Origin of the sequence: Candidatus Sarcina troglodytae (genome assembly GCF_015708635.1) — a bacterium.
In the GTDB taxonomy this organism is placed as follows: domain Bacteria; phylum Bacillota; class Clostridia; order Clostridiales; family Clostridiaceae; genus Sarcina; species Sarcina ventriculi.
Window position 1 is genome coordinate 2,338,155 of record NZ_CP051754.1, and the last position, 22,994, is coordinate 2,361,148.

Sequence of the window (22,994 nt, forward strand, 5' to 3'; positions counted from 1 at the left end):
ACATTTTCAAAAAATGTACTAAATTTAAACTACTTATTTTGTATAGCTGTTAAAAACATACAAATAATTTCATTTGAACTGTCTCTCTTTACCTTATCTTTATTTGAAATCCAATATGTATAGCCACTAATTGCAGCAGACGCTATCATCTCTATAACAAGTTCAATATTTATATTACAATTTTCCTTTGAACATTTATGATAAAAATGATATTTGATTCCCTTCTTCCATTTATCTATAAATCTAATATTAGGCTGCTTTACAAGAAACAAATAAAATAAATTAAAATTTTTATCAATATAATTTATAGTCTTTTCAAAAAACTCCATTGATTTTAAATCTTTTATATCTGCATTTAAAATATCATCATTTATAAGAATTAATTTATTTATAACTTCATCTTCAATTTCCTCAATAACTTCCACAATATTTTTATAATAATGATAAAAAGTTGTTCTTGCTACATACGCTTTTTGACAAATACCCTTTACTATTATCCTTTGAAAACTCTTAATTTTATATAACTCTAAAAAAGCTTCTTTTATTTTTATCTTTGTCATATTCAAGACATTTTGTTTAACAACAGTTTGTGTTTTATATGGATTCATATTAAATTAACCTTTCTTCTATTCTTCTCAAAATTCATTTATCCTACACTAAAATTTTATTTTTGTTTTAAAACATAATAATCTTGTCAAAATATCTCCCCAACAAAATATACTCTAAATATTATTATAATCTATACATAAAATATTTTTTCTTCTTTGTTTATATAGTAATTTTTTGGAAAGTATTATTGGTATAAGAATATATTTTAATATAATTATTTTTTACTACTATATATTAAGGAGGATTTAAATGGTAAAAAAGAAAAGAAAAATATTATTTTTGCTATTTTCAATTGTGGCATGTTTAATGTTACAAGGAATGTCCTATTCAAATCAAAATCTTAAAACTGTTGAAAATAAAACATTACTATCATCAACTTCATCTAATTGTGATACAGGTCTAGTTACAGCTTCTGTTTTAAATGTTAGAAGTGATTCATCTTCTACTTCAAGTATAGTTGGATATTTAGCTAGAGGCACTAAGGTAGATGTGGTTTACAGAGAAAGTAATGGATGGTATATGATAAAATTTGGAGATAAATATGCTTATGTTAATGGAAATTATATATCTATAATAAATTCAAATTCTCTTCCTGTAATTAAAACTGGAAAAGTTACAGCCTCTAAACTTAACGTTAGAAATAGTTCATCTACTTCAAGCGAAATAATTGGAACCTTAAAAAGAGGAGACATAGCTGAAATAATATCAAAAGAAAATGGTTGGTATAAAATCAAATACTATAATTCCTACGGCTATGTAAGTGCATCATACATTAAATAATAACTTATTCATAAAAATAATCTAAATTTTACTTATAAACAACAAAACAGCACCTAAATTAGGAGATGCTGTTTTGATTGTTTATCCACTCTATGCTTTTAAAATAATATAGATATTTTATTATTTATATATAACTAATACTGTTTTAACTCGCTTTCCTTCTTCACAAGACTTTCGTATCTATCTATTTTATAATCTAATCTGTCTATTGTTGTTTTTATTTCTTTCATTTTCTTTACTAATTCTTTACGTTGCTCTATTAATATATCTCTCCTAGCTTCAACAGTTTCATCACCCTGCTCAAGTAATGTAACATATTCAATTAATACTTCAATAGGAAGCCCTGCTCTTCTCATACATTTAATAAATTCAACGTTTCTACAATCTTGCTCTGTGTAATTTCTAATTCCATTTTTATTACGATTTACTTTAGGAATTAATCCAACACGCTCATAATAACGAAGTGTATCTGCGGTAAGTCCATATTTTTTACTTACTTCTGCAATTGTCATATTGTTTATCTCCTTATAATTTATCCCTCAAAGGTACTAGCAACTTTCTTTAAGCATTTCGTGATTTCAATATGTTGTGGACAAATTTTTTCACACTTTTTACATTCTATGCAGTCTGATGCTTTCCCATTAGTTTTTGTATAATTATTATAATACATTTTTTGCAATACTGAACCATTTCCTCCAACTTGCTTATCTGCATTATATATAGCAAAATACTTAGGAATTGCTATGTTTTTAGGACACCCTTCTACACAATATTCACATGCAGTACATGGAATAGCAATTGATTCATTGATAATTCCAACAACTTTTTCAATAATATCATATTCTTCCTTTACTAATGGTTTAAAGTTTTCCATATAACCTGTGTTATCTAATAATTGTTCCATGTTAGACATTCCACTTAAAACCATCATTACACCTTCATGACTTGCAACATAACGAATAGCCCATGATGGAATTGACATATTAGAATCATATTCCTTAAATAATTTTTCTGCTTTTTCTGGTACCTTTGCAAGAGTACCTCCTTTGACAGGTTCCATAACTACTACTGCCTTATTGTGCTTTCTAGCTACTTCATAACATTTTCTTGATTGTATACTCTCACTATTCCAATCTAAATAATTAATTTGTAACTGAACAAAATCAACTTCTGGATGAGCTGTTAATATTTCATCTAAAAGTTTAGCATCATCATGATAAGAAAAACCAATTTTCTTAACTTTTCCCTCATTCTTTTTATCTTGAATAAAAGCAAAACTATTAAATTTTTGAGCTATTTTATAATTTTCTGCACCTAAAGCATGTAATAAATAGTAATCAAAATAATCTACTCCACACTTTTCTAACTGTTCACTAAATATTCTTTCTTGATCTTCTTGCTTCTTTAAAAACATTGTTGGAAGTTTACTAGCTAATGTAAAAGTATCTCTTTTATGGCGATTTACTAATACTTCTTTCGCAATATTTTCACTTTTACCCAAGTGATACATATATGCTGTATCAAAATAAGTAAACCCCTTATTTATAAAAGTATCCACCATTTTTTTTACTTGTTCTATATCGACACTTGCTGAATCTTTTTTATCTAATAGTGGTAAACGCATAAGTCCAAACCCTAGTTTTTTTGCTTCCATAAATAGTTCCTCCAAATCACCCTATTATTTTTTAGCTCTATAATCTATTTTATTTATAAACTTTTACCCATTTCATAAGCTTCTTTCATAGCCTTAGTATTTTTAATTTCTCCTACTTTCCAAGCTCCAATTCCATAAATAATGTCTTTTTCTACCGCTCCATCTAAACAATCTATGAAACCTCTAAAACCTTCTATTGTTCTTTCTAATGTTTCTTTTCTGTTATCTGCTGCTGTCGCAATAAAATAAAATTCTTTATTTTTAATTTCTGTATATCTTGCAACAGTTCTATCAATTAATGTTTTAAGTTGTCCGTTCATTGTATAAAAGTAAACTGGAGTTGCCATAACAATAACATCAGCCTCTACCATTTTATCTAAAATCTCAGCCATATCATCCTTTTGAACGCAAATACCATTATTTTTAGTACAATATTCACATGCAACACAGTAATTTATTTTTTTATCTTTTAAAAAAATTTTTTCAACTTCCTTTCCCGATTCTTTAGCCCCTAAAATAAATTCATCACACAAAATATCTGAATTTCCACCTCTTCTTGGACTTGAAGATAACACTAATACTTTTTTCATTTTTACCATCTCTCTTTTTAATTATTTTATTATACTCTTTATATCTTTTAACATTTAGAGTTAACTCTAACACAATACTTTTTTTACATTATTTTGATTTTATTTAATAAAAAACCTTTTGTTATCTTATGAAATTAGTAAATACTGTTGGCTCTACCTCTGGTAATTTAACCCCTGCTTTTATTCCTGCCTCTTTACACTTCAAGAAAAATGCCATATTTTTTCCTAACGTCCTCATTATCTGCATACCTTCTAAATCTTGTTTTACTTCTTCTGGTTTTGCTCCATGAACCATATTCCAATATTGTGATGTAACAATTGGCATTTGTAATAATCCAAAATACTTATTTATTTGATCAAATGTTGCAGTTGTTCCAGCTCTTCTTGCTGATATTACTGTTGCTGCTGGTTTTAAATAAAATGATTTTCTCCCTCCACAAAGATCAGCATAAAACACTCTATCTAAAAAAGATGTAATAGCACCACTAGCTGCTGCCCAATGTACAGGAGTTCCAAATATAAAACCATCATAATCTTTAGCAATCTCAATAAATTCATTTACTTTATCATTATTAAATACACATTTTTTTAATTTCACACATGCCTTACAAGCAATACATCCTGATATTGGCTTATTGCCTATCCAAAATATATCTGTTTCAATTCCTTCTTTGTTTAATGATTTTTCTACCTCTGTTAATGCAGTATATGTGCATCCCTCTTTATGAGGACTTCCATTTACTAGTAATACTTTCATGTTTCAAACCCTCTTTCAAAATATTATTAATTTTTAACTATATATATATCCTACTCCTTAGAGTTAACTCTAAGTCAATAACAAAAAAAACATAACTAAATATTAGTTATGTTTTTTTAGGCTTGTCCATATTTTGTTTTATTATTTATATAAAAAGGAGAAAATGTTCTATAATATTGAAATTATATAATCTGCTGCCCTTGTTACATCTTGTTCTGATTCTTCATTTAATGAAAATCTAACTCTTACTGGGAAATTAACATCTATCATTCCTGTTGATTTTATTATTGAAGATGTATTTAAAACATTACCATTAGTTTCATTTAAATAGTCTTGAATTATTTCAATAGGCTCTCCACTCCATCCAAATGAACCAAATGCACCTAAAACTTTACCTTCTAAGTTCATATCCTTTAATTTTTTTAATACATTTTCAATAGAACCTATTAAATCACCATATTTTGTTGATGTTCCAAATAAAACCGCATCTGATGCTTTAATAGAATCCAATATTTCATTTTCATCAGTTTTATCCGCGTTAAATATAGCAACTTCAACTTCTTCAGCCTCAAATAGTTCTTTAAATTTTTCAGCAATTTTCTTTGTTGAATTTCTCATTGTTGTATAAACTATTGTAGCCTTTTTTCCTTTTTGAGTTTGTTTACTCTTTTCATCATATATAGAAATATATTTATCAATATCTTCATCTAAAATATAACCATGAGATGGCGCTATCATATCTATATCTAATTCTTTTATCATAGACATCATAGGTCTTACATATTTTCTATGTGGTGACATTATAAGGTCATAATATACTGTAAATGCTTCTGTTATGTCTTTTTCTGCTTTGCTTACAAAATATTCTTTCGCTGTTAAATGTGTGCTAAATATATCGCATGGGAATAATGTTTTATCTTCTATGCAATAAGTAATCATTGTTTCTTCTGTATGAAGAAACGGTGTAATTCTAAATAATAACGTTTTTCCACCAATATCAAGAGTGTCTCTATCCTTTACAACTAAAAAATTTCTATCTTGTAATCTATATAATTCTTTTAAATGATAAACAGCTTTTTCACTGCAAACTATTGTTGCATTAGAAGCTTGCTTAGCTAATGAACCTAAAGCCCCTGAATGGTCTGGTTCTGTATGATTTATAACTATATATTGTATTTCTTTTAAATCAATAAGCTTTTTTAAATTTTCTAAATATTGTTTTGAATATATAAAATCTACCGCATCTATTATTGTTGGCTTTTCTGTTTTTAATAAATAACTATTATATGTAGTTCCATCTTCTAATATTAATCTGTGAAATGGCACTTTTCTATCATCTATAACTCCTACAGAATAAATATTTTCTCCGTTCATCACTATTTCCTCCTAAACTAATTGATATCTTCTAAGTTAATCTATAAGTAAATTATATGTAATATTTCTTATAATTTATGTGATTCAACTCAAAACTTGTAAAATGATTTATAATTTTATATAAAAATAGTAGGTAAGCATTAGCAAACCTACTTAATCTATGAATTTTTAGTCAGAATTAAAATATAATTACATTAAATTATATATTATTGTTGTGCTATTAATTTTCCAAACTCAACGCACTTAGCTTCGTCTTCACCTTCTGGTGATTCCATAACTGATAAACTTTCGCCTACTATTTCTCCACCATATGATTTAATTCTTTCTTCCAAATTAGTTAAGTATTCTCCTTCGCCCCATCCCCATGAGCCAAATAAAGCTACTTTTTTACCTTGTATTTTTCCTTCTAAAGATTGTACAAAAGGCTCAACTTGAGTTTCTTCTAATTCTTCTGTCCCTGAAGCTGGACTACCTAATATAATTACTTTTTCATCATTTAAATCATTAACTGAAATATTACCTAATTCAACTAATTCTGCTTTTTTTCCACCTTCTTCAATTCCTTTAGCTATTAATTCAGCCATCTTTTGTGTATTTCCTGTTTGACTCCAATAAATTACTTTCATTTTTTCTCTCCTCATTTATCTTTTATTTTTAGCAAACATCATATATAAATGTTTACTTATATTATTTCCAATGAATTTATTATTATAATTACTACTTTATGTACTAACTTTACCCCTAGTTCGTTAGGAGTTAACTTATAAATTAATTATATATCCTATCTTTATTAAAAAATATGATTCAAGTTACAAAATAAAATTTTATATATAATTTCTTAATTTTTCCTCATCTAAAATTATTATTCGCTTCACCTTAGGTATTTTTATCAACCCCTCATCTTCAAACTTTTTAAGTTTCCTACTCATAGTTTCTCTAGTTACACCAATACAATTTGCCATGTCTTCTCTAGACATTGATACAGTAAATTCATTTTTTCCTTCGTCGCCTCCTTCATATCTTTCTAATAAATCTATTAATAAATATGCAACTCTTGAATCTGCATCATTTGTAGCTAAATTCTGTGCTAAATTTTCAGCATTTGTCAATCTTTCTCCAGCACTTTCTAAAAACTTTATTCCTATTTTAGGATTTCTTTCTATTATTTTTTTCATAGAATCATTATTAATAACACATATTTTACAATCCTTTATTGTCTGAGCATTAAAATGATAAATGCTACAACTCAATAAATTTAATTCACCAAAAAACTCCCCTTCAGATAATATATGTAATATTTGTTCCTTACCCTCTTTTGTATATTTATATAATTTAACTTTCCCCTCATTAACAAAAAACATATTATTTGCTTGATTTCCTTCTCTAAATAACGTTTCCCCTTTGCTATACACCCTGTGATCAATTTGACCTATCACTTCAGCTAATTCATCTTCCACCAAATTTTCAAACATAGGAATTTTACTCGCACAATATTTTCCTCTACATCCATCACAACAATTCATATGATTTTTATCCATAACGCACACTCCTTGTAGCCACTTATATTCTTAAACTTCTAGTGTTAATAGTTTCTTATAAAAGAAAAAAGTAATTAGATTATATTCTAATTACTTTTTCAACTAAATTATACTATTTTATTTATTCGCATTAAGTAACATATGTTACCAATATCTATTTATCATACTAAAAACTATTTAAAAAATTCAAAATGTATATTTTCTTCTTTTACGCCCATTTCTAAAAGTATATTTTTTATAGCTTCCATAAATCCAGCTGGTCCACAAAAATAGAATTCGCTATTTACATCTAAATTAGCTTCCATCCATTCCTTATTTATTCTCCCTTTTATATAATCAATATCTGTACGTGTTCCTTCTTCTATATCACTATAAAATACTATACTCTTCATATTGCTATTTTCATCAGCTAATTGTTCTACTTCTTCTTTAAAACTATGAGTTTTGGGATTTTGTGTACTATATATAAATTGAACATTCTTAGATGTATTAGCTGCCTCATAAGCCATAGCTAACATAGGAGTAATTCCTATACCACCTGATAATAATACAATTTTTTTATCGTTATCCTTTAATGTAAATTTGCCTAATGGAGATGTTATTTCAACAGTATCACCTACATGAACTTCATCTGCCAACACCTTACTAACATATCCATTTTCTTCTCTCTTTACACTTATTCTATAAAAATCTGCTCTATAATTTATTGATAAAGTATATTGTCTAGGTGGAGTATATTTGCCATCTGCTCTTTTAATTCTTATGGCTATATGTTGACCTGCTGTATATTCTGGTAATATCTCATCATTCATTCCTTTTAAATAATAAGAAAATATACCCTTACCTTCTTCTTCTTTTTCAACTAACTTAACTTCTTTAAATCCTTTCCATCTTAAATCGCTCATAATTTGCCTCCTGCTAAATGTTTGTACGTTCTATCTAATTACTATTATAACTAAAGATAATAATAATTATGTGATTCAAATTAAAAACGATAATTATTATTTTAATTTTTTATATTACTTAATAATCTATAAATATATATTATAAAATATTACGTACTACTTTTTCTAATTATTTAATAAACTTAACCTTAGAATAAAGCCCCTTTAAAGCATTATCCTTTCTTTCATTAAATAAAACTTTATTTTGTTCAAACAAATTATTTCCTTCTGCATCAATAGAAACAATTAATGGTCCAAATTCCTTCACACGACACACCCATAAAGTTTCAGGCATACCCAAGTCTTTCCAATATTCATTTTCTATTTCTTCTACAGTTGTAGCTGCTAAAACGGCACATCCTGCTGGAAAAACACAATGTATAGCTTTATTTTCACGACATCCTGCTTCTGTACTAGGTCCCATACCACCTTTGCCTACAATAAGTTTAACACCAGTTTTCTCAATAAATTCTTTCTCGAATTTTTCCATACGCATACTTGTAGTAGGTCCCACAGAAATCATTTCATATTTATTATCTTCATCATCTATTTTTTTAACGATAGGTCCTGCATGAAAAATAGCTCTTCCTTGAAGATTAACAGGCAACTCTCTTCCATACTCAATTAATCTACGATGTGCTACATCACGACAAGTTACTATATAACCATTAAGATAAATAACATCTCCTGCTTTAATATCTTTTAAATCTTCATCTGAAATTGGAGTATTTAAAATTTTCTTCATAATTTTGCCCCCCTGTGTGTAATTACTTCATAACTTAAATCTTTATTAAAAACTATTGTTCCTCTACGATGTGACCAACATCCTACATTAACAGCTACCGAAATTACTGATGGATGGCGTGCTGAATTTTCAATATTTACACCCATAACTGATTTACTTCCGCGTAATCCTTGAGGTCCAAGTTTAAGCGAATCAATAGCAGTTACCAATTCATCTTCTAATTTTGCAATTATTTTATTACTATTGTGACTTCCCACTTGACGCATAAGTGCACGTTTTGACATATAAGCAGCCGCATCAATTGTGGAGCCAACCCCTATACCTACCAATAATGGAGGACAAGCATTAAGCCCATAAGAAGTCATAATATCTAATACAAATTTAACTATCCCTTCATATCCTTCACTTGGCATTAATGTTTTTCCTTGCCCTGGAAGTGAACAACCACCTCCTGCCATATAAATATCTAATTCTAATTTATCACTATTAGGCATGATATCCCAATATAACCACGGTGATTTACTTCCTACATTTGTTCCTGTATTAACCTCATCAAAAGTTTCTACTGTATTATGTCTCAATGGTGCCTTTTTAGTTGCAATACTAACAGCATCTTTTAAAACCTTACTTAAATCATCAATATATGGAAACTTTGAACCTACACGGACAAACATTTGGATTAATCCAGTATCTTGGCAAGAAGGTCTATTTAATTCCTCTGCCTTTTCTTGATTTTTTACCATAGCTTCATAAATCATTTTAGCCATTGGCTCAGTTTCTTCTTCACTTAATGCCTTAAGCTTAACCATAACATCATCTGGAAGACGCTTACCTATTATACATGTAAAGTTTGCAATTAAATTAGTTAACTCATCTAATGCTTCTTTTCTTTCCATAACCATAATCCTCCTTACAAATAAACTATATTTTATATAAATCTTATGTAAAATTTAACTTTCCTCTAAAATTAATTTAACAAATTAAATAAAACCTAACTATCCGTTATTTAATACACAAAGAAAAGTTTTCCCTTTGAATATTTCTAATCCCTAAAAATAAACATAAAAATAATATAAAAAAACCCTTGTCTTTTACTTTTAAAATACTGCAAAAAACAAGGGTTTTTAAAATATATAATTTATTTTTTTATGTATAGAATATGTAATTTAAATCTAAATATTTTTTAATAGAAAATCTTTAGATTTAGCTTTTTATTTTAATTTTTAATCTTAAACTTTAATCTTCTTTTATAAATCTTTAAGACCCTTTTCTAAACAATTTGTTGTTTGTGACAACTCCTCACTTAACCTTTTAAATTTAGCTGTTAATTCTTCTATATTTTTAAAAGTCTTATTAAATTTATCATTTCTCTCTATTAAATCACTTTTTTTATCACTTTCTAAAGAATCCTTATTTATACTAGCTATATAGCTTTTAAGTTTATTATTAATTTCTGTATTATCAATAGAAATAAATTGTTTCTTAAAGTTAATATCATTTTTTATATTTTCACTTTTTAATTGATTTTTATATTCTGTAGGAGCTTTACCAAAGTTATCTCTAAAAGCTAAATTAAAAGCCTTTATATCAGGAAACCCATTTTCTAATGCAATTTCTAATATTTTATCATTTGATTGGCTTAACTGCCTTGTTGCTTCTCTAAGCCTTATTCTTGTTAAATAATCATAAAAATTAATACCTAAATTCATTTTAAAGAATTGAGATACATAATTACTATTATAACCACTTTCTTTAGCCAAGTTTTCTAGTGTTATTTTCTTTTTATAATTTTTATCTATATACTTAATCATCTTATTAATAGCATTTAAATTTTTTTCATTTTTTATAAAAGACTTACTTTTAATTTTTGTAGGCGGAAAATAGAACACAATAGTACGCAATAAAGAATAAAAAGCACTGTCAAAAAATAATTTATTCTCTGACTTTTCCTTATTAAAATATAAAATCATTTCTGAAAGATAAGACCTTATTAAAGCAAATGACTTTTGATTTTTAGTTTCTTTTGTCGAATATAGATTAAAAGATAATAATTCTACATTTTCATAATAATCCTTTAAAAATACAGGGTCTATATGAATAACCATAGCAATGCTATCTGGCTCTTGCGCTAACGTTGCATGCCCCATATTTGAATTAATCAATATCATATCATCTTCCTCTAAAATTCTGCTCTCACCATCTGCACAAACTTCTATCTTACCATTCATAACAAGTAGTAATTCCAAATCATTATGCCAATTATAGTGATATGAACCAATTGTATAAATATATTGCTTTAAACTTATTCCTTTATTAGCTTTGTTATACGAATAATAAAATTCATTCAAAATTTCCACCTCTAAATACATGTTTTATATATCTATATTGTAGAATTTTCAAAATACAATGGTCAAGGTTTATCACCGTAATTTACTATAATTCAAAATATAATTATCCAACATTTTCTCCTCTAATTTAAAAGTTAGCTACAAAGAATCGTCTTTAAGTATCCCACAATATTTTTAAAAACTATTTATATCAAATTATGATTAAAAATAAACCTACCAAAATTAACATGTATTTAAATTATTTATAATATCCATATTCACAAAGTAAATCAAAACAACTATTTACCTCATCATCTGTAAAAAGTTCTGCATACTTTGGTTTAGTTATAATGGCTTCCATAGTAAGGTCAATGCGTCCTGCCTTTTGCAGTTTATCAAAACTATCAGAAATATTATTTTTCCTTATAATTTCTTTTGCTGTTTTTACTCCACCAAATTTTGATATTGTATTTAAAAATCTTGTTGCATTATATCCATACTCTTTTTGTGCTATTTCACAAGCTTTAACAAGTTCTTCCTCAAATCTTTTTTCCAACATCATAAATTTCTCCATTCTCTTATTTTTTTGTTTTATTATACTATAAGTTAAATTTCACATCAAAAATAGAGTATTACCTTAAAGGTAATACTCTATTTCTAATATCTATACATAACTTTTTAATACTGTTAATGTACCCTCTATAATGTACTCTCCTAAACTTGCGGGTATGAATATACTATCACCTTTTTTAATATAAACATCTTCTTTACCCTTGCACTTAATATATCCCTCTCCGTCAACACAAGTAAAAATAAAGAATTTATTTATATCACTACTCTCCGTAACACTTTTATTAATGATGTATTTTTCTATCGTAAAGTATTCGCTAGTACATAAAACTCCTTTTTCATATCCCTCAAATTTATCTAACCTATTTTTACTCTCATTTATAGCATTTAAATTAAAATCAATAACATCTAATGATTTTTCAATATGAAGTTCTCTAGGTCTACCATAATCGTAAATTCTATATGTTATATCACTACTTTGTTGTATCTCAGCAATAATTGCCCCTTCACATATAGCATGAACTAACCCACTTTTTATTAAAAAACAATCATCCTTTTTAATATCTATCTTATTTAAATAACTTTCTGTATTATTTTCCCTTATCGCCTTCTCAAAAATGCTTCTATCACAATTTTTAGTTCCAACTATTAAAGAAGCATTTGGTTTAGCATCAATAACATACCAAGCTTCTGTTTTTCCTAATGAATTTTCAACTCTCTTAGCATACTCATCATTTGGATGCACTTGAACTGATAACCTGTCTTTAGAGTTTATTAATTTTACTAACAAAGGAAATTCTTTATTTGCTAAAGTTTTTCCTACGAATTTTTCACCATATTCACTAATTAATTCTTTAAAGGTTTTGCCTTTAAACTCTCCATTAGCAACTATGCTCATTCCATTATCATGACAAGCTATATCCCAACTTTCACCAATATCTCCTTCAGGAAGATTTTCTCTAAAACTTTCTAAATCTCTTCCTCCCCAAATTTTTTTATAATATAAATTTTCAAATTTTATTGGATACATACCCCCACCCTCTCCATATGAAATCTTTTTCTACTTTATCTACTGATATTTTATCACCATTTTAATATAACTGAAAAGTCTTTATTCCATCTAAAGATTACAGGGGCAATCCCTTTCTTTTCTACATCTATTAAAGTAATCACCATAATTTTTATTTATCTAGTGAAATAATTTTATCTAACATTAATTTTTTTGAAATATCATCATATTGTTTCTCCGCCATAAGTCCCACTAATTTATGTGGTATATATGGCTCCTCTAAATACTTTATCTCTTCCTCTGTTAATCTTACAGAAACTGCTTTTACTGCTTCCTCTATATGTGAAAACTTAGTTGCTCCAACTACTGGAGAGGCAACTTTTGATAATAACCATCCTAAAGCTATTTGAATCCTTGTCATATTTCTTTTTTCTGCAATTTCTGCAACACGCTCTATAATTATTCTATCTTGATCTGCTGTTAAGTCATATTTCCCTTTAGCATAAAAATCCTCTTCTAATCTCTTAGTCGACTCTGAAACATCCCTAACTAATCTTCCAGACGCAAGAGCACTATATGGTGTCATTGCAATATTACCATCTAAACAACATCCCATCATTTCACGTTCTTCTTCTCTAAATATTAAATTATAATGATTTTGAACTGATATAAACTTACTCCATCCATTTTTTTCAGCAATAGCATTTGCCTTTTCTAATTGCCATGCAAAGCAGTTAGAAATTCCTATATAGCGAACTTTTCCTAATTCCACTTGTTCATTTAAAGCTTCCATTATTTCTTCAATTGGTGTTTCATAATCCCACATATGACAGATATATAAATCAATATAATCAGTCCCAAGATTAGCTAAACTATGATTTAACATATTTTGAATATGTTCCCTTGCACTAATATTATCTTCAATTTCCTTTTTAGTTCTAGCTGGAAATTTTGTAGCAATTATAACATCTTCACGATTAGCTAATCTTTTTAAAGCACGTCCAAGATACTGTTCACTCGTTCCACCTTGATATCCAATTGCTGTATCAAAAAAATTAATTCCATTTTCAAGAGCCTTTTTTATAATTTCTGTAGATTTTTCTTCATCTAAAGTCCATGAATGCATTCCATTAGTTGCATCACCAAATCCCATACATCCAAGACAAATCCTTGATACCACTAAATCTGAATTACCCAATTTTATATATTCCATAATTTCTCCTATTCATATATTAAACTTATTTTTTTATTCTTTACATTTAAATTGTAAACCCTTAACTTAACTCTAAGTCAATATATATTTTAACTTTTATTCAAAATATAAGAAAAAATTATAATCTTTTAATTTCTATTAAACCCTCTATTTTCAGTTTCATCTATATTATATTCTGCAAAAAGCCTTGAAATAATAACATTGTATTCATTTAACATTCTTTCTTTTTTTATCTTTTTAGCCACTTTTTCACTGTCTTCAAACATGCCTATCATATATGACCACAATTCTTTCATTCTAAATAAAACATTAATATCTCCAGACAATATTTCCTTATATCCCATGCAAACCTCATCATGGAATTCCTTCAAAATATTTTTATCCACAACACCTTTTCCTTTAATTTCATTGATTAAACCAGGATTTGCTAGGCTCCCTCTTCCAATCATTATTCTATCCACACTTGGACATTCTTCTATAAATTTTTCATAATCCTTAACACTAAAAATATCCCCATTATAACAAATGGTATTTTTACTACTTTTCAAAGCATCTTTAAACATTTCCATGTTAGGTTTATTTCCATAAAAATCCTGCCTAGTTCTAGGGTGAATAATTAACTCCTCCATAGGATATTTATCATAAATTTTCATAATCTCATAAAATTCATCAGCACTATCTACTCCAAGCCTTGTCTTTATTGAAATTTTCATATCTTGTATTTTAAATATTTCATCTAAAAAATTATCCAATTCTTCTCTCTTTGCTAAAAATCCAGAACCTCTGAATTTTGAAACAACAGTACCAGATGGACATCCTAAATTCAAATTTACTTCATCATATCCTAATTGCTTTAACTTTTTACACGTTGCAATAAAACCTTTAGAATCATTAGTAAGTATCTGTGGAATTATATTTAATCCATTATTATTTTCTGGCAAGACATCTCTAAATTCTTTAGTCTTAAGACTTTTACTTTGATTTGGAACAATAAAAGGTGTAAAGTATTTATCTATATTATTAGGAAAAAACTTTTCATAAGCATTCCTATATATGTATCCACTAATTCCCTCTAAAGGGGCAAAATAATATTTCATAAGTATAAAACTCCTTAAACTTTCTATTTATTTTAAATATATTGTATCTAGGAAAAATATTTTTGTATACACTTTAAAAGTCCTATTTTGATAAAATTACATTATTTAATTTATCAATTCCACTTTCTCCTGTTGCACTGGTGTCATCTTGAAATTCTACAGGTTGTTGTCCATTCATGTGGAAATATTGCTTTGTTTCACCAAATACTTTATATTTTTTATACAATTTACCCAAAATGTATAAAAATTAAACACATCACCTAAACTGTCTATATTTATAATAGCAATAACTTTTTATAATAAGTACATAAGATAAATGACAGTGATTTTTTATATGCCATTTAAAATTGTAATTATAGTTAGGAGGAATTTATATATGTCAAAAAAATATAAAGTAAACGATTTAACAAAAGCTTATTTTGTAGGAGGTGGTATTGCCTCTTTATCCGCTGCACTATTTTTAATACGTGATGCTAAAGTAGATCCTAAAAATATAACTATACTAGAACAAATGAATATTAATGGTGGTAGCTGCGACGGTGCTGGTAATTCTGAAGAAGGCTATATGATAAGAGGCGGTAGAATGATAAACTACGAACACTATACTGCAATTTTAGATTTATATAGATTTGTACCTTCTCTTACTGATCCAAAAACTTCTGTAACAGACGAAATATACAAATTCAGTAATGAAACTCTAACTTGCTCTACTGCTAGATTAATAGATGAAAACCATCAAATTGTAAAAAATGTAGACAAGCTTGGATTTAATAATGATGATAGAATGGCAATGATTAAACTTATGTTAGTTGATGAAGATAAATTAGCACCTGTTAGAATCGACCAACTATTCTCTCCACATTTCTTTGAAACTAATTTTTGGTATATGTGGGCTACAACATTTGCATTCCAACCATGGCACAGTGCCTTTGAATTTAAAAGATATGCTCATGCATTTATAAACGAAATGCCTCGTATACACACATTAGCTGGTGTTCATAGAACTCCATACAATCAATATGATTCATTAATTTTACCACTTGAAACTCATCTAAAGAAATTAGGCGTAAATTTTGAATTAGGTTGTACTGTTAAAGATATAGACTTTACAGAAAATAATGGAGAAATGACAGCAAAAGAAATTAAAATGGTTAAAGACGGAATTCCAACTTCTGTTTTAGTTAGAGAAAATGACTTGGTATTTGTTACAAACGGTACTATGACTGAAAATGCAACTATCGGAACAATGGATACACCTGCTGCTGCTCCTACAAAAGAAGGAAACGGATGTTGGGCTTTATGGGAAAACCTAGCTTCAAAAACTCCTGAATTCGGAAATCCAGCTCCATTCTGTAATGATATTCCTGGAGCAATGTGGCAATCATTCACAGTAACTTTAAAAGATAAGAAATTCTTGGAAAGATATACTGAATTCTCAAGTAATAAACCTGGAACAGGTGCATTAATGACATTTAAAGATTCAGGTTGGTTTATGAGCATAGTTGTTCCAAAACAACCTCATTTTATTAATCAAGACGCAGATACTCAAGTATTCTGGGGATACGCTCTACACCCTGAAAAAGTTGGTGATTACATTAAAAAACCAATGACTGAATGTACAGGTAGAGAAATATTTGAAGAACTTTGTTATCAATTAGGATGGTTAGATGAAATAAATGAATATTTACCAACTACAATTTGTCGTCCATGTATAATGCCATATATAACTTCTCACTTTATGGTTTGCAACAAGACTGATAGACCTTTAGTAGTTCCTAAATGCTCAACTAACTTAGCCTTTATAGGACAATATGCTGAAATGCCAGATGTTTGTACATTTACTATAGAAATGTCTGCTCGTACTGCTCAAGAAGCTGTTTATACATTCTTTGATTTACACGATACAAAAGTAATTCCACCTTTTTATAAAGGAGAATATGATATAAGAGTTTTACTTGGTGCTGGATACGCTATGATGAACTAATATTTATATATAAAGAACCAGTAATTTTACTGGTTCTTTTGTTTATTTTTGATAAATCATAACGGTATCTATTGGATAAACTATGCCATTTTTAGTTTCAATTCTATCACCGCATTTTATATCATTTATATATATTTCCCCATTTTGTACTGTTATTTTAGCTTTCTCACCATTTAACATAATTATATATTTTCCATTTAAATCTTCTATACTGTCAGGCATAACTTTTTCTATTGTAATATGATAAGATAATATATTTATAAGTTCTTTTCTATTTGTTTCATCTAAAATATTATTTAGACTCTTCTTTGATAATTTTGAAAAGGCTTCATCTGTGGGTGCAAAAATTGTAATTACTCCATCACCTTCAAGGACTTTTAACAAATTAGCTTTATGTAACGCTTTAATTAAAGTTTTGAAATTCCCTTGTTTAGATAAAACTTCAACTATATTATCATAATTTACGAATTGTCCCAGTATCGCTCTTTGTGTATTCATATTTTCTTTTACACTTATTAATAAAGGTGTTTGAGTAAAAAATAATATTAATACAATCATAATAACTATTTTCTTTTTCATAATAATACTCCATCCATTGTTATAAATTACTTGATTTTAGTATTTGGATAGATATATATTATTATTCAATTTTTTAGTTATCTTTCATTTATATCATACTTCTTTTAGATTATCCGGTAAATGTTGTCCTCCCCATTCACATATAGAACTAAGCACAGGCATAAGAGATAATCCAATCTCTGAAAGACTATATTCAACCTTTGGTGGTATTTGATTGTATTCTGTTCTAATAATTAATCCATCATGCTCTAATTCTTTTAATTGAGAACTCAACATTTTATGAGTAATACTCCCAAGAGATTTTTTAAGTTCTCCATAACGAAGAACCTTTTTCTTAGAAAGCCAAAATAGTATGTGCATTTTCCATTTTCCATTAATTAAAGACATAGTATATAAAAACGGCTGTGCATTTACTTCTAAATCACTATTCATTCCAATCTCCTTTATTACCTATATATCATAATTTTTATTTTTAACTTTATCAATTTCAATTTGATCTTTCCCCCAATAATACAATGCATCTAAGGTTGGAAGAAGTGCTTTTCCTCTTTCTGTTAAAGAATATTCAACTTTAGGAGGTATAACTTCATATTGTTTTCTATAAATAAGCCCGTGTTCCTCTAACTCTCTAAGAGATTTAGTCAACATCATATTTGTAATACCTTTGACTTGACGCTTTAAATCATTATATCTTGTGCATTCATTTTTAAATAAGTACCACATTATAGGCAATTTCCATTTTTGACCTACAATACTTAAAGCATATATAACAGGACATTCTGATTCATATATATTTTTCTCTGGATATTCACTATCACATTTAAGATAATTCCCCATTTTTTATTCCTCCACTCATTTTAAAAGTATACTAAAGATACTAGAAAAGAAAAAACTGCATACTTGTTTATTTATATCCATATGTTATATTAATTATATCAAAAAATTATAATAACTACGAATTTTAAAAGAATTTATATTATTATTTATTATAAATCTTTTATTTCAAATTAACACTAAAATATAAAAATAGGAGTTAGATTATATGAAGGTTTATGCAATCAATGGAAGCCCAAGAAAAAATAATAATACGGCAAGTTTATTAAAAAAAGCATTAGAAGGAGTAAAATCTGCAACACCAAATGTTGAAACTGAAATAATTAATTTATATGATTTAAAATATACTGGTTGCAAAAGCTGTTTTGCATGTAAATTATTAGACGGTAAAAACTATGGAAAATGTGCCATAAAAGATGATTTATATGAAATTTTTCAAAAATTATCACAAGCTGATGGAATCATATTTGGCTCTCCAATATACTTTGGCGATGTAACAGGACAATTAAGATCATTTTTAGAAAGATTCTTATTCCCTTATTTAGTTTACGACAAAAATTATAGCTCAATCGCTCCAAAAAAAATGCCAACAGCCTTTATTTACACTATGAATGTTCCAGAAGATATGATGAAAGATGTAGGTTATTTACAAACGTTTAATACTTTAGAATCTTTTATAACTAGGATATTCACTAAACCTCTATCCATGTGTTCAAACAATACTTATCAATTTAATGATTATTCAAAATATAAAGTTGAGTGCTTTTCTGAAGAAGAAAAAAGAAAGCATAGAGAAAAACAATTCCCTATAGATTTAGAAAATGCATTCTCTATAGGAAAAAAACTTTTAAATCAGTAATTTAAAAAATAAAAAGCTTCTAAACCTTAAAGTTTTAGAAGCTTTTGTGATTTTTATAAATTTTCTATTTTAAACTTTCAATAGCTTTTTTTGCCCATGTTGAATCTTTATATATAGCTCTTCCAACCCCTATAAGATCAGCTTTACCATCTTTAAGTAATTGCTCTGCTACATCAACATCAGTTATACCACCTGTTAATATAACTGGAATATTTATAACGTCTTTAATTGCTTTTGTTACATCACTAAAGTAACCTTGTTTTGTAACTCCAGGAATAATAAATCCACACATGCCACCTGAAATATCTAATATATCTACTCCTGCTTTTTCAAATTCCTTCGCTACTATTTTAGCTTCTTCTACAGCATTTCCACCTTCCATATAATCACAAGCCCCAAGTCTAAGAAGTATAGGGAATTTTTCTCCTACCACATCTCTTACAGCCTTTATAATTTCTAAGTGAATTCTTATTCTATTTAAAATATCTCCGCCATATTCATCAGTTCTCTTGTTAGTTATTGGTGAATAAAATTGATTTAAAAGATATCCGTGAGCTGAGTGAATTTCAACTGCATCAAACCCAGCATCTTTAACTCTTTTTGCAGCATCTTTAAAGTTCTTAACTATTTCTTTTATCTCCTCTTTTGTAAGTTCTCTTGGCATTTCTTTTCCTCGTGGATGCATTACTTGTGATGGTCCAACAACCTCATTTCCCGTAACATTATTAGTTGCAGCACTTCCAGCATGATTAATTTGCATTACAGCTTTAGAACCATTTTTGTGAATTATGTTTGCTAATTCCTTTAATCCCTCATTATTTCTATCATCTGCTACAGATAATTGTCCCTTACTAGCTCTACCTTTTTCATTTACAAAGCTATGTTCTATTATGATTAATGATATATATCCACCCATTGATTTTTCATTATAATAATCTAGTATTCCCTGACCTAATTTTCCGCCTTCATTTGATTTTTCAGTAGCCATTGGTGGAAAAACTAATCTATTATTTAAAACTAATTTTTCAGTTTCTAAAGTTTGTAATAAATTTGCCATGTTTTTATCTCCTTATATATAAATTTGTTCTTAATTCTTATATTTATTTTATAACGAACAAATTTATAAATAAAGTACGCACTTAAAAGTTAGATACTACCTAAAAGGTAAGAGATGTATAAATCTTATTATAAAATCTCTTTATTTTATATACACAATTAAGGGATATATCAAAACTCGATATACCCCCTTAATATTTTTAAAGTTCACTTATATAACTTGCTGAAACATATCCTACGATTCCATTATAAGAAATTTTGTACCATCCATTTGTTTTTTCTAATATAGTAACCTTAGTATTATTATTTAAAGTTCCTATAATGCTAGATGAAGTACTTGCTGATTTTCTTACATTAAGCTTAGTACTTATATTTACTACTTTTCCATATTTCACAGTAGAATTTGTATTATTATCTCCTGCTGTGTTATTTACTCTAATATAATCAGATGATACATACCCAGTTAATCCGTTATATGATATCTTGTACCAACCACCTTCTTGTCCTAATATATTCACAGTAGCATTAGCGCCTACTCTTCCTACTATTCCATAATTTGTTCCTGCTCCACTTCTAATATTAAGTGTTGTAGTTACATTAACAACTTTTCCTGTTTGTGTTGTTTCTGGAGTCGATGGTGTTTCTGGTGTGCTTGGAGTTTCTGGCTTAGATTCATTATTATTTACCTTTACATACTCACCATAAACATATCCTATTGTTCCATTATAAGAAATTTTATACCAGCTTCCTTCTTTAGCAATTATATCTATACTGTTCCCATTTCTCAATGTTCCAATAACCTTAGAACCAGTATTAGCACTAGCTCTAACATTTAATGTTGAACTTATATTAACTATAGTACCTTTTTGTGTTATTACAGCTTGATTATTATCTGAATTACTGTTATTATTTCCACTTCCAACTATACTTATATAACTTTTGCTAGCATATCCATATCCAAAAGAGTCACTATATATCTTATACCAATCACCTTCCGTACTCACAACTTTAACTTCTGTCCCATTAGTTAACCTTGTTATAACAGCAGAACTTGTACTTGGTGATTTTCTTACATTTAATGATGTTGAAATATTGCTAACCTTACCTGTTTGATAACTAGTTGGAGCTTGTACACTTCCTCCGTTATTTCCATTACTAGTATCATTGCTTAATATTTTTATATAATCAGCTGAAACATATCCATATCCAGCGCTTGATTTAACTTGATACCAATTTCCTACCTTTCCAAGAATATTTATTTTAGTTCCATTACTATAACTTCCTATAATATTTGAATTTGTTGAAGTTGTTATTCTTATATTAAGAGAGTTAGTACCAGTGACTTGTCCTTGTGCGTTCATTGTTTTAAATCCATCACCATTATTTATTATAGATTTTACTCCATTATATAGTTTATTAGCGTATCCATTGTTTTGGATTGATGCTGAACTGCTTGGCATTGGAAGTTCAAGTAATGTTGCTAATGCTCCTTTAGAATGAGCATAGCTTATTAAATATCCACTTGCTGATGTACTCATTAATTTATTTGAAATACCAAAACTATTATCAAATGCTTGTCCAAGTGATGGATCTCCAATAGTTTGATTCAACCATCCATGAACATCAACTAAAGCCATATGACTTGAACTTGAGCTATATTGGTCAACTAAGTTAGCTAAAGCTTTAGCTTCTGGTGCTGCAAGTGGTGTTGAACCAGTATAATATCTTGCGCTATATTGTGGCGTAAAGAATGTTGGAAATGATCTATTTAAATCTATCTTTTGAGACACTTGGGTTCTTCCAGGACCATTATTTGTCCATCCATCTAAAACTCCATCCGGATTTGATGTTGGTACTATTACTACTGTCCAACCATTTAATCCACCTGATGCATTATCTTTTGCAACTCTCTCAATTAAATTCTTAGCAAGTTTTGTAAGTTCTTCACCATCTTTGCTCCAAGCATCCTCATATCCGTGAATACCAAAATTTAATAATAAAACCTTGTCTCCACTTCCTATTTTATAGTAATATAATGGTCTACCTTTTCCGCTTGTTCCATAAGTATATTTTTGTGCTCCTTCAATATTAAAATTATAATAATTTTGAGATACTCTAGTTCCAATATCCCCCTCATCAATTGCTTGTGCTTCAGTTCCATTTTCATCTATATTATCATAGTCACCTTGAAAACTTTCTTGATTATCAAACCCACTTGAATCTATCGAATCAACTGTATCATCTATAACTTCAATAGCATCATCACTTGAATTTACATCCGTAGTATCAACATTTATAACCTCTTGATTATTTAAATCTACATTATTTTCATCTATAACGTCTTCATTATTTGAACTTATATTATTTTCATCTTGTGCATAAGCTATTTTAGGAGCTTGTATTCCCGCAAAAGTTCCTGCTGTTATAGATGTAGCAACTAATAATGACATTATTTTTCCTTTTTTCATCAAACTT

The 22,994-nt window shown here is 28.0% G+C and carries 25 protein-coding genes; 3 read left to right on the forward strand and 22 right to left on the reverse strand.

Annotation, left to right across the window (positions count from 1 at the left end; translation table 11 throughout):
• Positions 1-29: 29 nt before the first annotated feature.
• The gene (locus HH195_RS10870; protein WP_196371095.1) at positions 30-608 is read right to left on the reverse strand and encodes a TetR/AcrR family transcriptional regulator; all 579 of its coding nucleotides are present in this window, start codon (positions 606-608) and stop codon (positions 30-32) included.
• 250 nt (positions 609-858) lie between these two features.
• Between HH195_RS10870 and HH195_RS10875 the strand changes: the two genes are divergently transcribed.
• Positions 859-1,389, forward strand: coding sequence for an SH3 domain-containing protein (locus HH195_RS10875; protein WP_196371096.1), 531 nt, complete (start codon positions 859-861; stop codon positions 1,387-1,389).
• A gap of 134 nt (positions 1,390-1,523) precedes the next feature.
• Here the strand turns inward: HH195_RS10875 and HH195_RS10880 are convergent, their stop codons facing one another.
• From HH195_RS10880 to HH195_RS10955, 16 genes are all read right to left on the reverse strand, one after another.
• Positions 1,524-1,901 carry a MerR family transcriptional regulator gene (locus tag HH195_RS10880; protein WP_195925831.1) on the reverse strand — a complete coding sequence of 126 codons (378 nt, stop codon included), beginning with the start codon at positions 1,899-1,901 and terminating at the stop codon, positions 1,524-1,526.
• A gap of 20 nt (positions 1,902-1,921) precedes the next feature.
• Positions 1,922-3,043 carry an aldo/keto reductase gene (locus tag HH195_RS10885; protein ID WP_196371097.1) on the reverse strand — a complete coding sequence of 374 codons (1,122 nt, stop codon included), beginning with the start codon at positions 3,041-3,043 and terminating at the stop codon, positions 1,922-1,924.
• Between the two features lie 53 nt (positions 3,044-3,096).
• Positions 3,097-3,633, reverse strand: a complete 537-nt coding sequence (locus tag HH195_RS10890; RefSeq protein WP_196371098.1) for a flavodoxin family protein — start codon at positions 3,631-3,633, stop codon at positions 3,097-3,099.
• 121 nt (positions 3,634-3,754) lie between these two features.
• Positions 3,755-4,390 (reverse strand): flavodoxin family protein, encoded by a 636-nt coding sequence (locus HH195_RS10895; RefSeq protein ID WP_196371099.1) that lies wholly within the window; start codon positions 4,388-4,390, stop codon positions 3,755-3,757.
• 168 nt (positions 4,391-4,558) lie between these two features.
• Positions 4,559-5,764, reverse strand: coding sequence for an FprA family A-type flavoprotein (locus HH195_RS10900; protein ID WP_196371100.1), 1,206 nt, complete (start codon positions 5,762-5,764; stop codon positions 4,559-4,561).
• 206 nt (positions 5,765-5,970) lie between these two features.
• A complete protein-coding gene (locus tag HH195_RS10905; protein WP_196371101.1) occupies positions 5,971-6,390 on the reverse strand; it encodes a flavodoxin in 420 nt (139 codons plus the stop codon).
• A gap of 198 nt (positions 6,391-6,588) precedes the next feature.
• On the reverse strand, positions 6,589-7,302 hold the full coding sequence (locus HH195_RS10910) for a Crp/Fnr family transcriptional regulator (protein WP_196371102.1): 714 nt from the start codon (positions 7,300-7,302) through the stop codon (positions 6,589-6,591).
• 173 nt (positions 7,303-7,475) lie between these two features.
• Positions 7,476-8,207 carry an FAD-binding oxidoreductase gene (locus HH195_RS10915; protein WP_196371103.1) on the reverse strand — a complete coding sequence of 244 codons (732 nt, stop codon included), beginning with the start codon at positions 8,205-8,207 and terminating at the stop codon, positions 7,476-7,478.
• 169 nt (positions 8,208-8,376) lie between these two features.
• Entirely contained in the window at positions 8,377-8,991 is a 615-nt protein-coding gene (ttdB, locus tag HH195_RS10920; protein ID WP_207750874.1) for a L(+)-tartrate dehydratase subunit beta, read from the reverse strand.
• On the reverse strand, positions 8,988-9,887 hold the full coding sequence (ttdA, locus tag HH195_RS10925) for a L(+)-tartrate dehydratase subunit alpha (protein WP_196371104.1): 900 nt from the start codon (positions 9,885-9,887) through the stop codon (positions 8,988-8,990). Before ttdA ends, ttdB begins: the two co-directional genes overlap by 4 nt.
• Positions 9,888-10,238: 351 nt before the next feature.
• Positions 10,239-11,339 carry a helix-turn-helix domain-containing protein gene (locus tag HH195_RS10930; protein WP_196371105.1) on the reverse strand — a complete coding sequence of 367 codons (1,101 nt, stop codon included), beginning with the start codon at positions 11,337-11,339 and terminating at the stop codon, positions 10,239-10,241.
• Positions 11,340-11,577: 238 nt separating this feature from the next.
• A complete protein-coding gene (locus tag HH195_RS10935) occupies positions 11,578-11,880 on the reverse strand; it encodes a hypothetical protein (protein WP_058993516.1) in 303 nt (100 codons plus the stop codon).
• A 102-nt stretch (positions 11,881-11,982) separates the two neighbouring features.
• Positions 11,983-12,918: a type I phosphomannose isomerase catalytic subunit gene (locus HH195_RS10940; RefSeq protein ID WP_196371106.1), complete on the reverse strand. Its 936-nt coding sequence runs from the start codon at positions 12,916-12,918 to the stop codon at positions 11,983-11,985.
• A gap of 151 nt (positions 12,919-13,069) precedes the next feature.
• Positions 13,070-14,110, reverse strand: coding sequence for an aldo/keto reductase (locus HH195_RS10945; RefSeq protein WP_196371107.1), 1,041 nt, complete (start codon positions 14,108-14,110; stop codon positions 13,070-13,072).
• Between the two features lie 128 nt (positions 14,111-14,238).
• Complete coding sequence (locus tag HH195_RS10950; RefSeq protein WP_196371108.1) at positions 14,239-15,207, reverse strand: tRNA dihydrouridine synthase; 969 nt, start codon at positions 15,205-15,207, stop codon at positions 14,239-14,241.
• 82 nt (positions 15,208-15,289) lie between these two features.
• Positions 15,290-15,442, reverse strand: a complete 153-nt coding sequence (locus HH195_RS10955; protein WP_196371109.1) for a hypothetical protein — start codon at positions 15,440-15,442, stop codon at positions 15,290-15,292.
• 141 nt (positions 15,443-15,583) lie between these two features.
• Between HH195_RS10955 and HH195_RS10960 the strand changes: the two genes are divergently transcribed.
• Positions 15,584-17,191 carry an oleate hydratase gene (locus tag HH195_RS10960; RefSeq protein ID WP_196371110.1) on the forward strand — a complete coding sequence of 536 codons (1,608 nt, stop codon included), beginning with the start codon at positions 15,584-15,586 and terminating at the stop codon, positions 17,189-17,191.
• Positions 17,192-17,233: 42 nt separating this feature from the next.
• Here the strand turns inward: HH195_RS10960 and HH195_RS10965 are convergent, their stop codons facing one another.
• The 3 genes from HH195_RS10965 to HH195_RS10975 form a co-directional block, all read right to left on the reverse strand.
• Entirely contained in the window at positions 17,234-17,770 is a 537-nt protein-coding gene (locus HH195_RS10965) for a fasciclin domain-containing protein (protein ID WP_196371111.1), read from the reverse strand.
• A gap of 93 nt (positions 17,771-17,863) precedes the next feature.
• Positions 17,864-18,202 (reverse strand): winged helix-turn-helix transcriptional regulator, encoded by a 339-nt coding sequence (locus HH195_RS10970; protein WP_196371112.1) that lies wholly within the window; start codon positions 18,200-18,202, stop codon positions 17,864-17,866.
• An 18-nt stretch (positions 18,203-18,220) separates the two neighbouring features.
• Positions 18,221-18,607: a winged helix-turn-helix transcriptional regulator gene (locus HH195_RS10975; protein ID WP_196371113.1), complete on the reverse strand. Its 387-nt coding sequence runs from the start codon at positions 18,605-18,607 to the stop codon at positions 18,221-18,223.
• A gap of 205 nt (positions 18,608-18,812) precedes the next feature.
• Between HH195_RS10975 and HH195_RS10980 the strand changes: the two genes are divergently transcribed.
• On the forward strand, positions 18,813-19,463 hold the full coding sequence (locus HH195_RS10980) for a flavodoxin family protein (protein WP_196371114.1): 651 nt from the start codon (positions 18,813-18,815) through the stop codon (positions 19,461-19,463).
• A 64-nt stretch (positions 19,464-19,527) separates the two neighbouring features.
• Here HH195_RS10980 and HH195_RS10985 read toward each other — a convergent pair whose 3' ends face one another.
• Complete coding sequence (locus tag HH195_RS10985) at positions 19,528-20,520, reverse strand: NADH:flavin oxidoreductase (protein ID WP_196371115.1); 993 nt, start codon at positions 20,518-20,520, stop codon at positions 19,528-19,530.
• Positions 20,521-20,719: 199 nt separating this feature from the next.
• Positions 20,720-22,987, reverse strand: coding sequence for an SH3 domain-containing protein (locus HH195_RS10990; RefSeq protein WP_196371116.1), 2,268 nt, complete (start codon positions 22,985-22,987; stop codon positions 20,720-20,722).
• Between the last annotated feature and the right edge of the window lie 7 nt (positions 22,988-22,994).

Bases quoted from the DNA above. Each gene is read 5' to 3' on its own strand.
- HH195_RS10900 (WP_196371100.1), bottom strand. From the start codon at position 5,764: ATGAACGGAGAAAATATTTATTCTGTAGGAGTTATAGATGATAGAAAA.
- HH195_RS10945 (WP_196371107.1), bottom strand. From the start codon at position 14,110: ATGGAATATATAAAATTGGGTAATTCAGATTTAGTGGTATCAAGGATT.
- HH195_RS10990 (WP_196371116.1), bottom strand. From the start codon at position 22,987: ATGAAAAAAGGAAAAATAATGTCATTATTAGTTGCTACATCTATAACA.
- HH195_RS10880 (WP_195925831.1), bottom strand. From the start codon at position 1,901: ATGACAATTGCAGAAGTAAGTAAAAAATATGGACTTACCGCAGATACA.
- HH195_RS10985 (WP_196371115.1), bottom strand. From the start codon at position 20,520: ATGGCAAATTTATTACAAACTTTAGAAACTGAAAAATTAGTTTTAAAT.
- HH195_RS10960 (WP_196371110.1), top strand. From the start codon at position 15,584: ATGTCAAAAAAATATAAAGTAAACGATTTAACAAAAGCTTATTTTGTA.
- HH195_RS10980 (WP_196371114.1), top strand. From the start codon at position 18,813: ATGAAGGTTTATGCAATCAATGGAAGCCCAAGAAAAAATAATAATACG.
- HH195_RS10965 (WP_196371111.1), bottom strand. From the start codon at position 17,770: ATGAAAAAGAAAATAGTTATTATGATTGTATTAATATTATTTTTTACT.
- HH195_RS10950 (WP_196371108.1), bottom strand. From the start codon at position 15,207: ATGAAATATTATTTTGCCCCTTTAGAGGGAATTAGTGGATACATATAT.
- HH195_RS10975 (WP_196371113.1), bottom strand. From the start codon at position 18,607: ATGGGGAATTATCTTAAATGTGATAGTGAATATCCAGAGAAAAATATA.
- HH195_RS10915 (WP_196371103.1), bottom strand. From the start codon at position 8,207: ATGAGCGATTTAAGATGGAAAGGATTTAAAGAAGTTAAGTTAGTTGAA.
- HH195_RS10890 (WP_196371098.1), bottom strand. From the start codon at position 3,633: ATGAAAAAAGTATTAGTGTTATCTTCAAGTCCAAGAAGAGGTGGAAAT.
- HH195_RS10905 (WP_196371101.1), bottom strand. From the start codon at position 6,390: ATGAAAGTAATTTATTGGAGTCAAACAGGAAATACACAAAAGATGGCT.
- HH195_RS10895 (WP_196371099.1), bottom strand. From the start codon at position 4,390: ATGAAAGTATTACTAGTAAATGGAAGTCCTCATAAAGAGGGATGCACA.
- ttdB (WP_207750874.1), bottom strand. From the start codon at position 8,991: ATGAAGAAAATTTTAAATACTCCAATTTCAGATGAAGATTTAAAAGAT.
- HH195_RS10970 (WP_196371112.1), bottom strand. From the start codon at position 18,202: ATGAATAGTGATTTAGAAGTAAATGCACAGCCGTTTTTATATACTATG.
- HH195_RS10910 (WP_196371102.1), bottom strand. From the start codon at position 7,302: ATGGATAAAAATCATATGAATTGTTGTGATGGATGTAGAGGAAAATAT.
- HH195_RS10940 (WP_196371106.1), bottom strand. From the start codon at position 12,918: ATGTATCCAATAAAATTTGAAAATTTATATTATAAAAAAATTTGGGGA.
- HH195_RS10870 (WP_196371095.1), bottom strand. From the start codon at position 608: ATGAATCCATATAAAACACAAACTGTTGTTAAACAAAATGTCTTGAAT.
- ttdA (WP_196371104.1), bottom strand. From the start codon at position 9,887: ATGGAAAGAAAAGAAGCATTAGATGAGTTAACTAATTTAATTGCAAAC.
- HH195_RS10875 (WP_196371096.1), top strand. From the start codon at position 859: ATGGTAAAAAAGAAAAGAAAAATATTATTTTTGCTATTTTCAATTGTG.
- HH195_RS10935 (WP_058993516.1), bottom strand. From the start codon at position 11,880: ATGATGTTGGAAAAAAGATTTGAGGAAGAACTTGTTAAAGCTTGTGAA.
- HH195_RS10885 (WP_196371097.1), bottom strand. From the start codon at position 3,043: ATGGAAGCAAAAAAACTAGGGTTTGGACTTATGCGTTTACCACTATTA.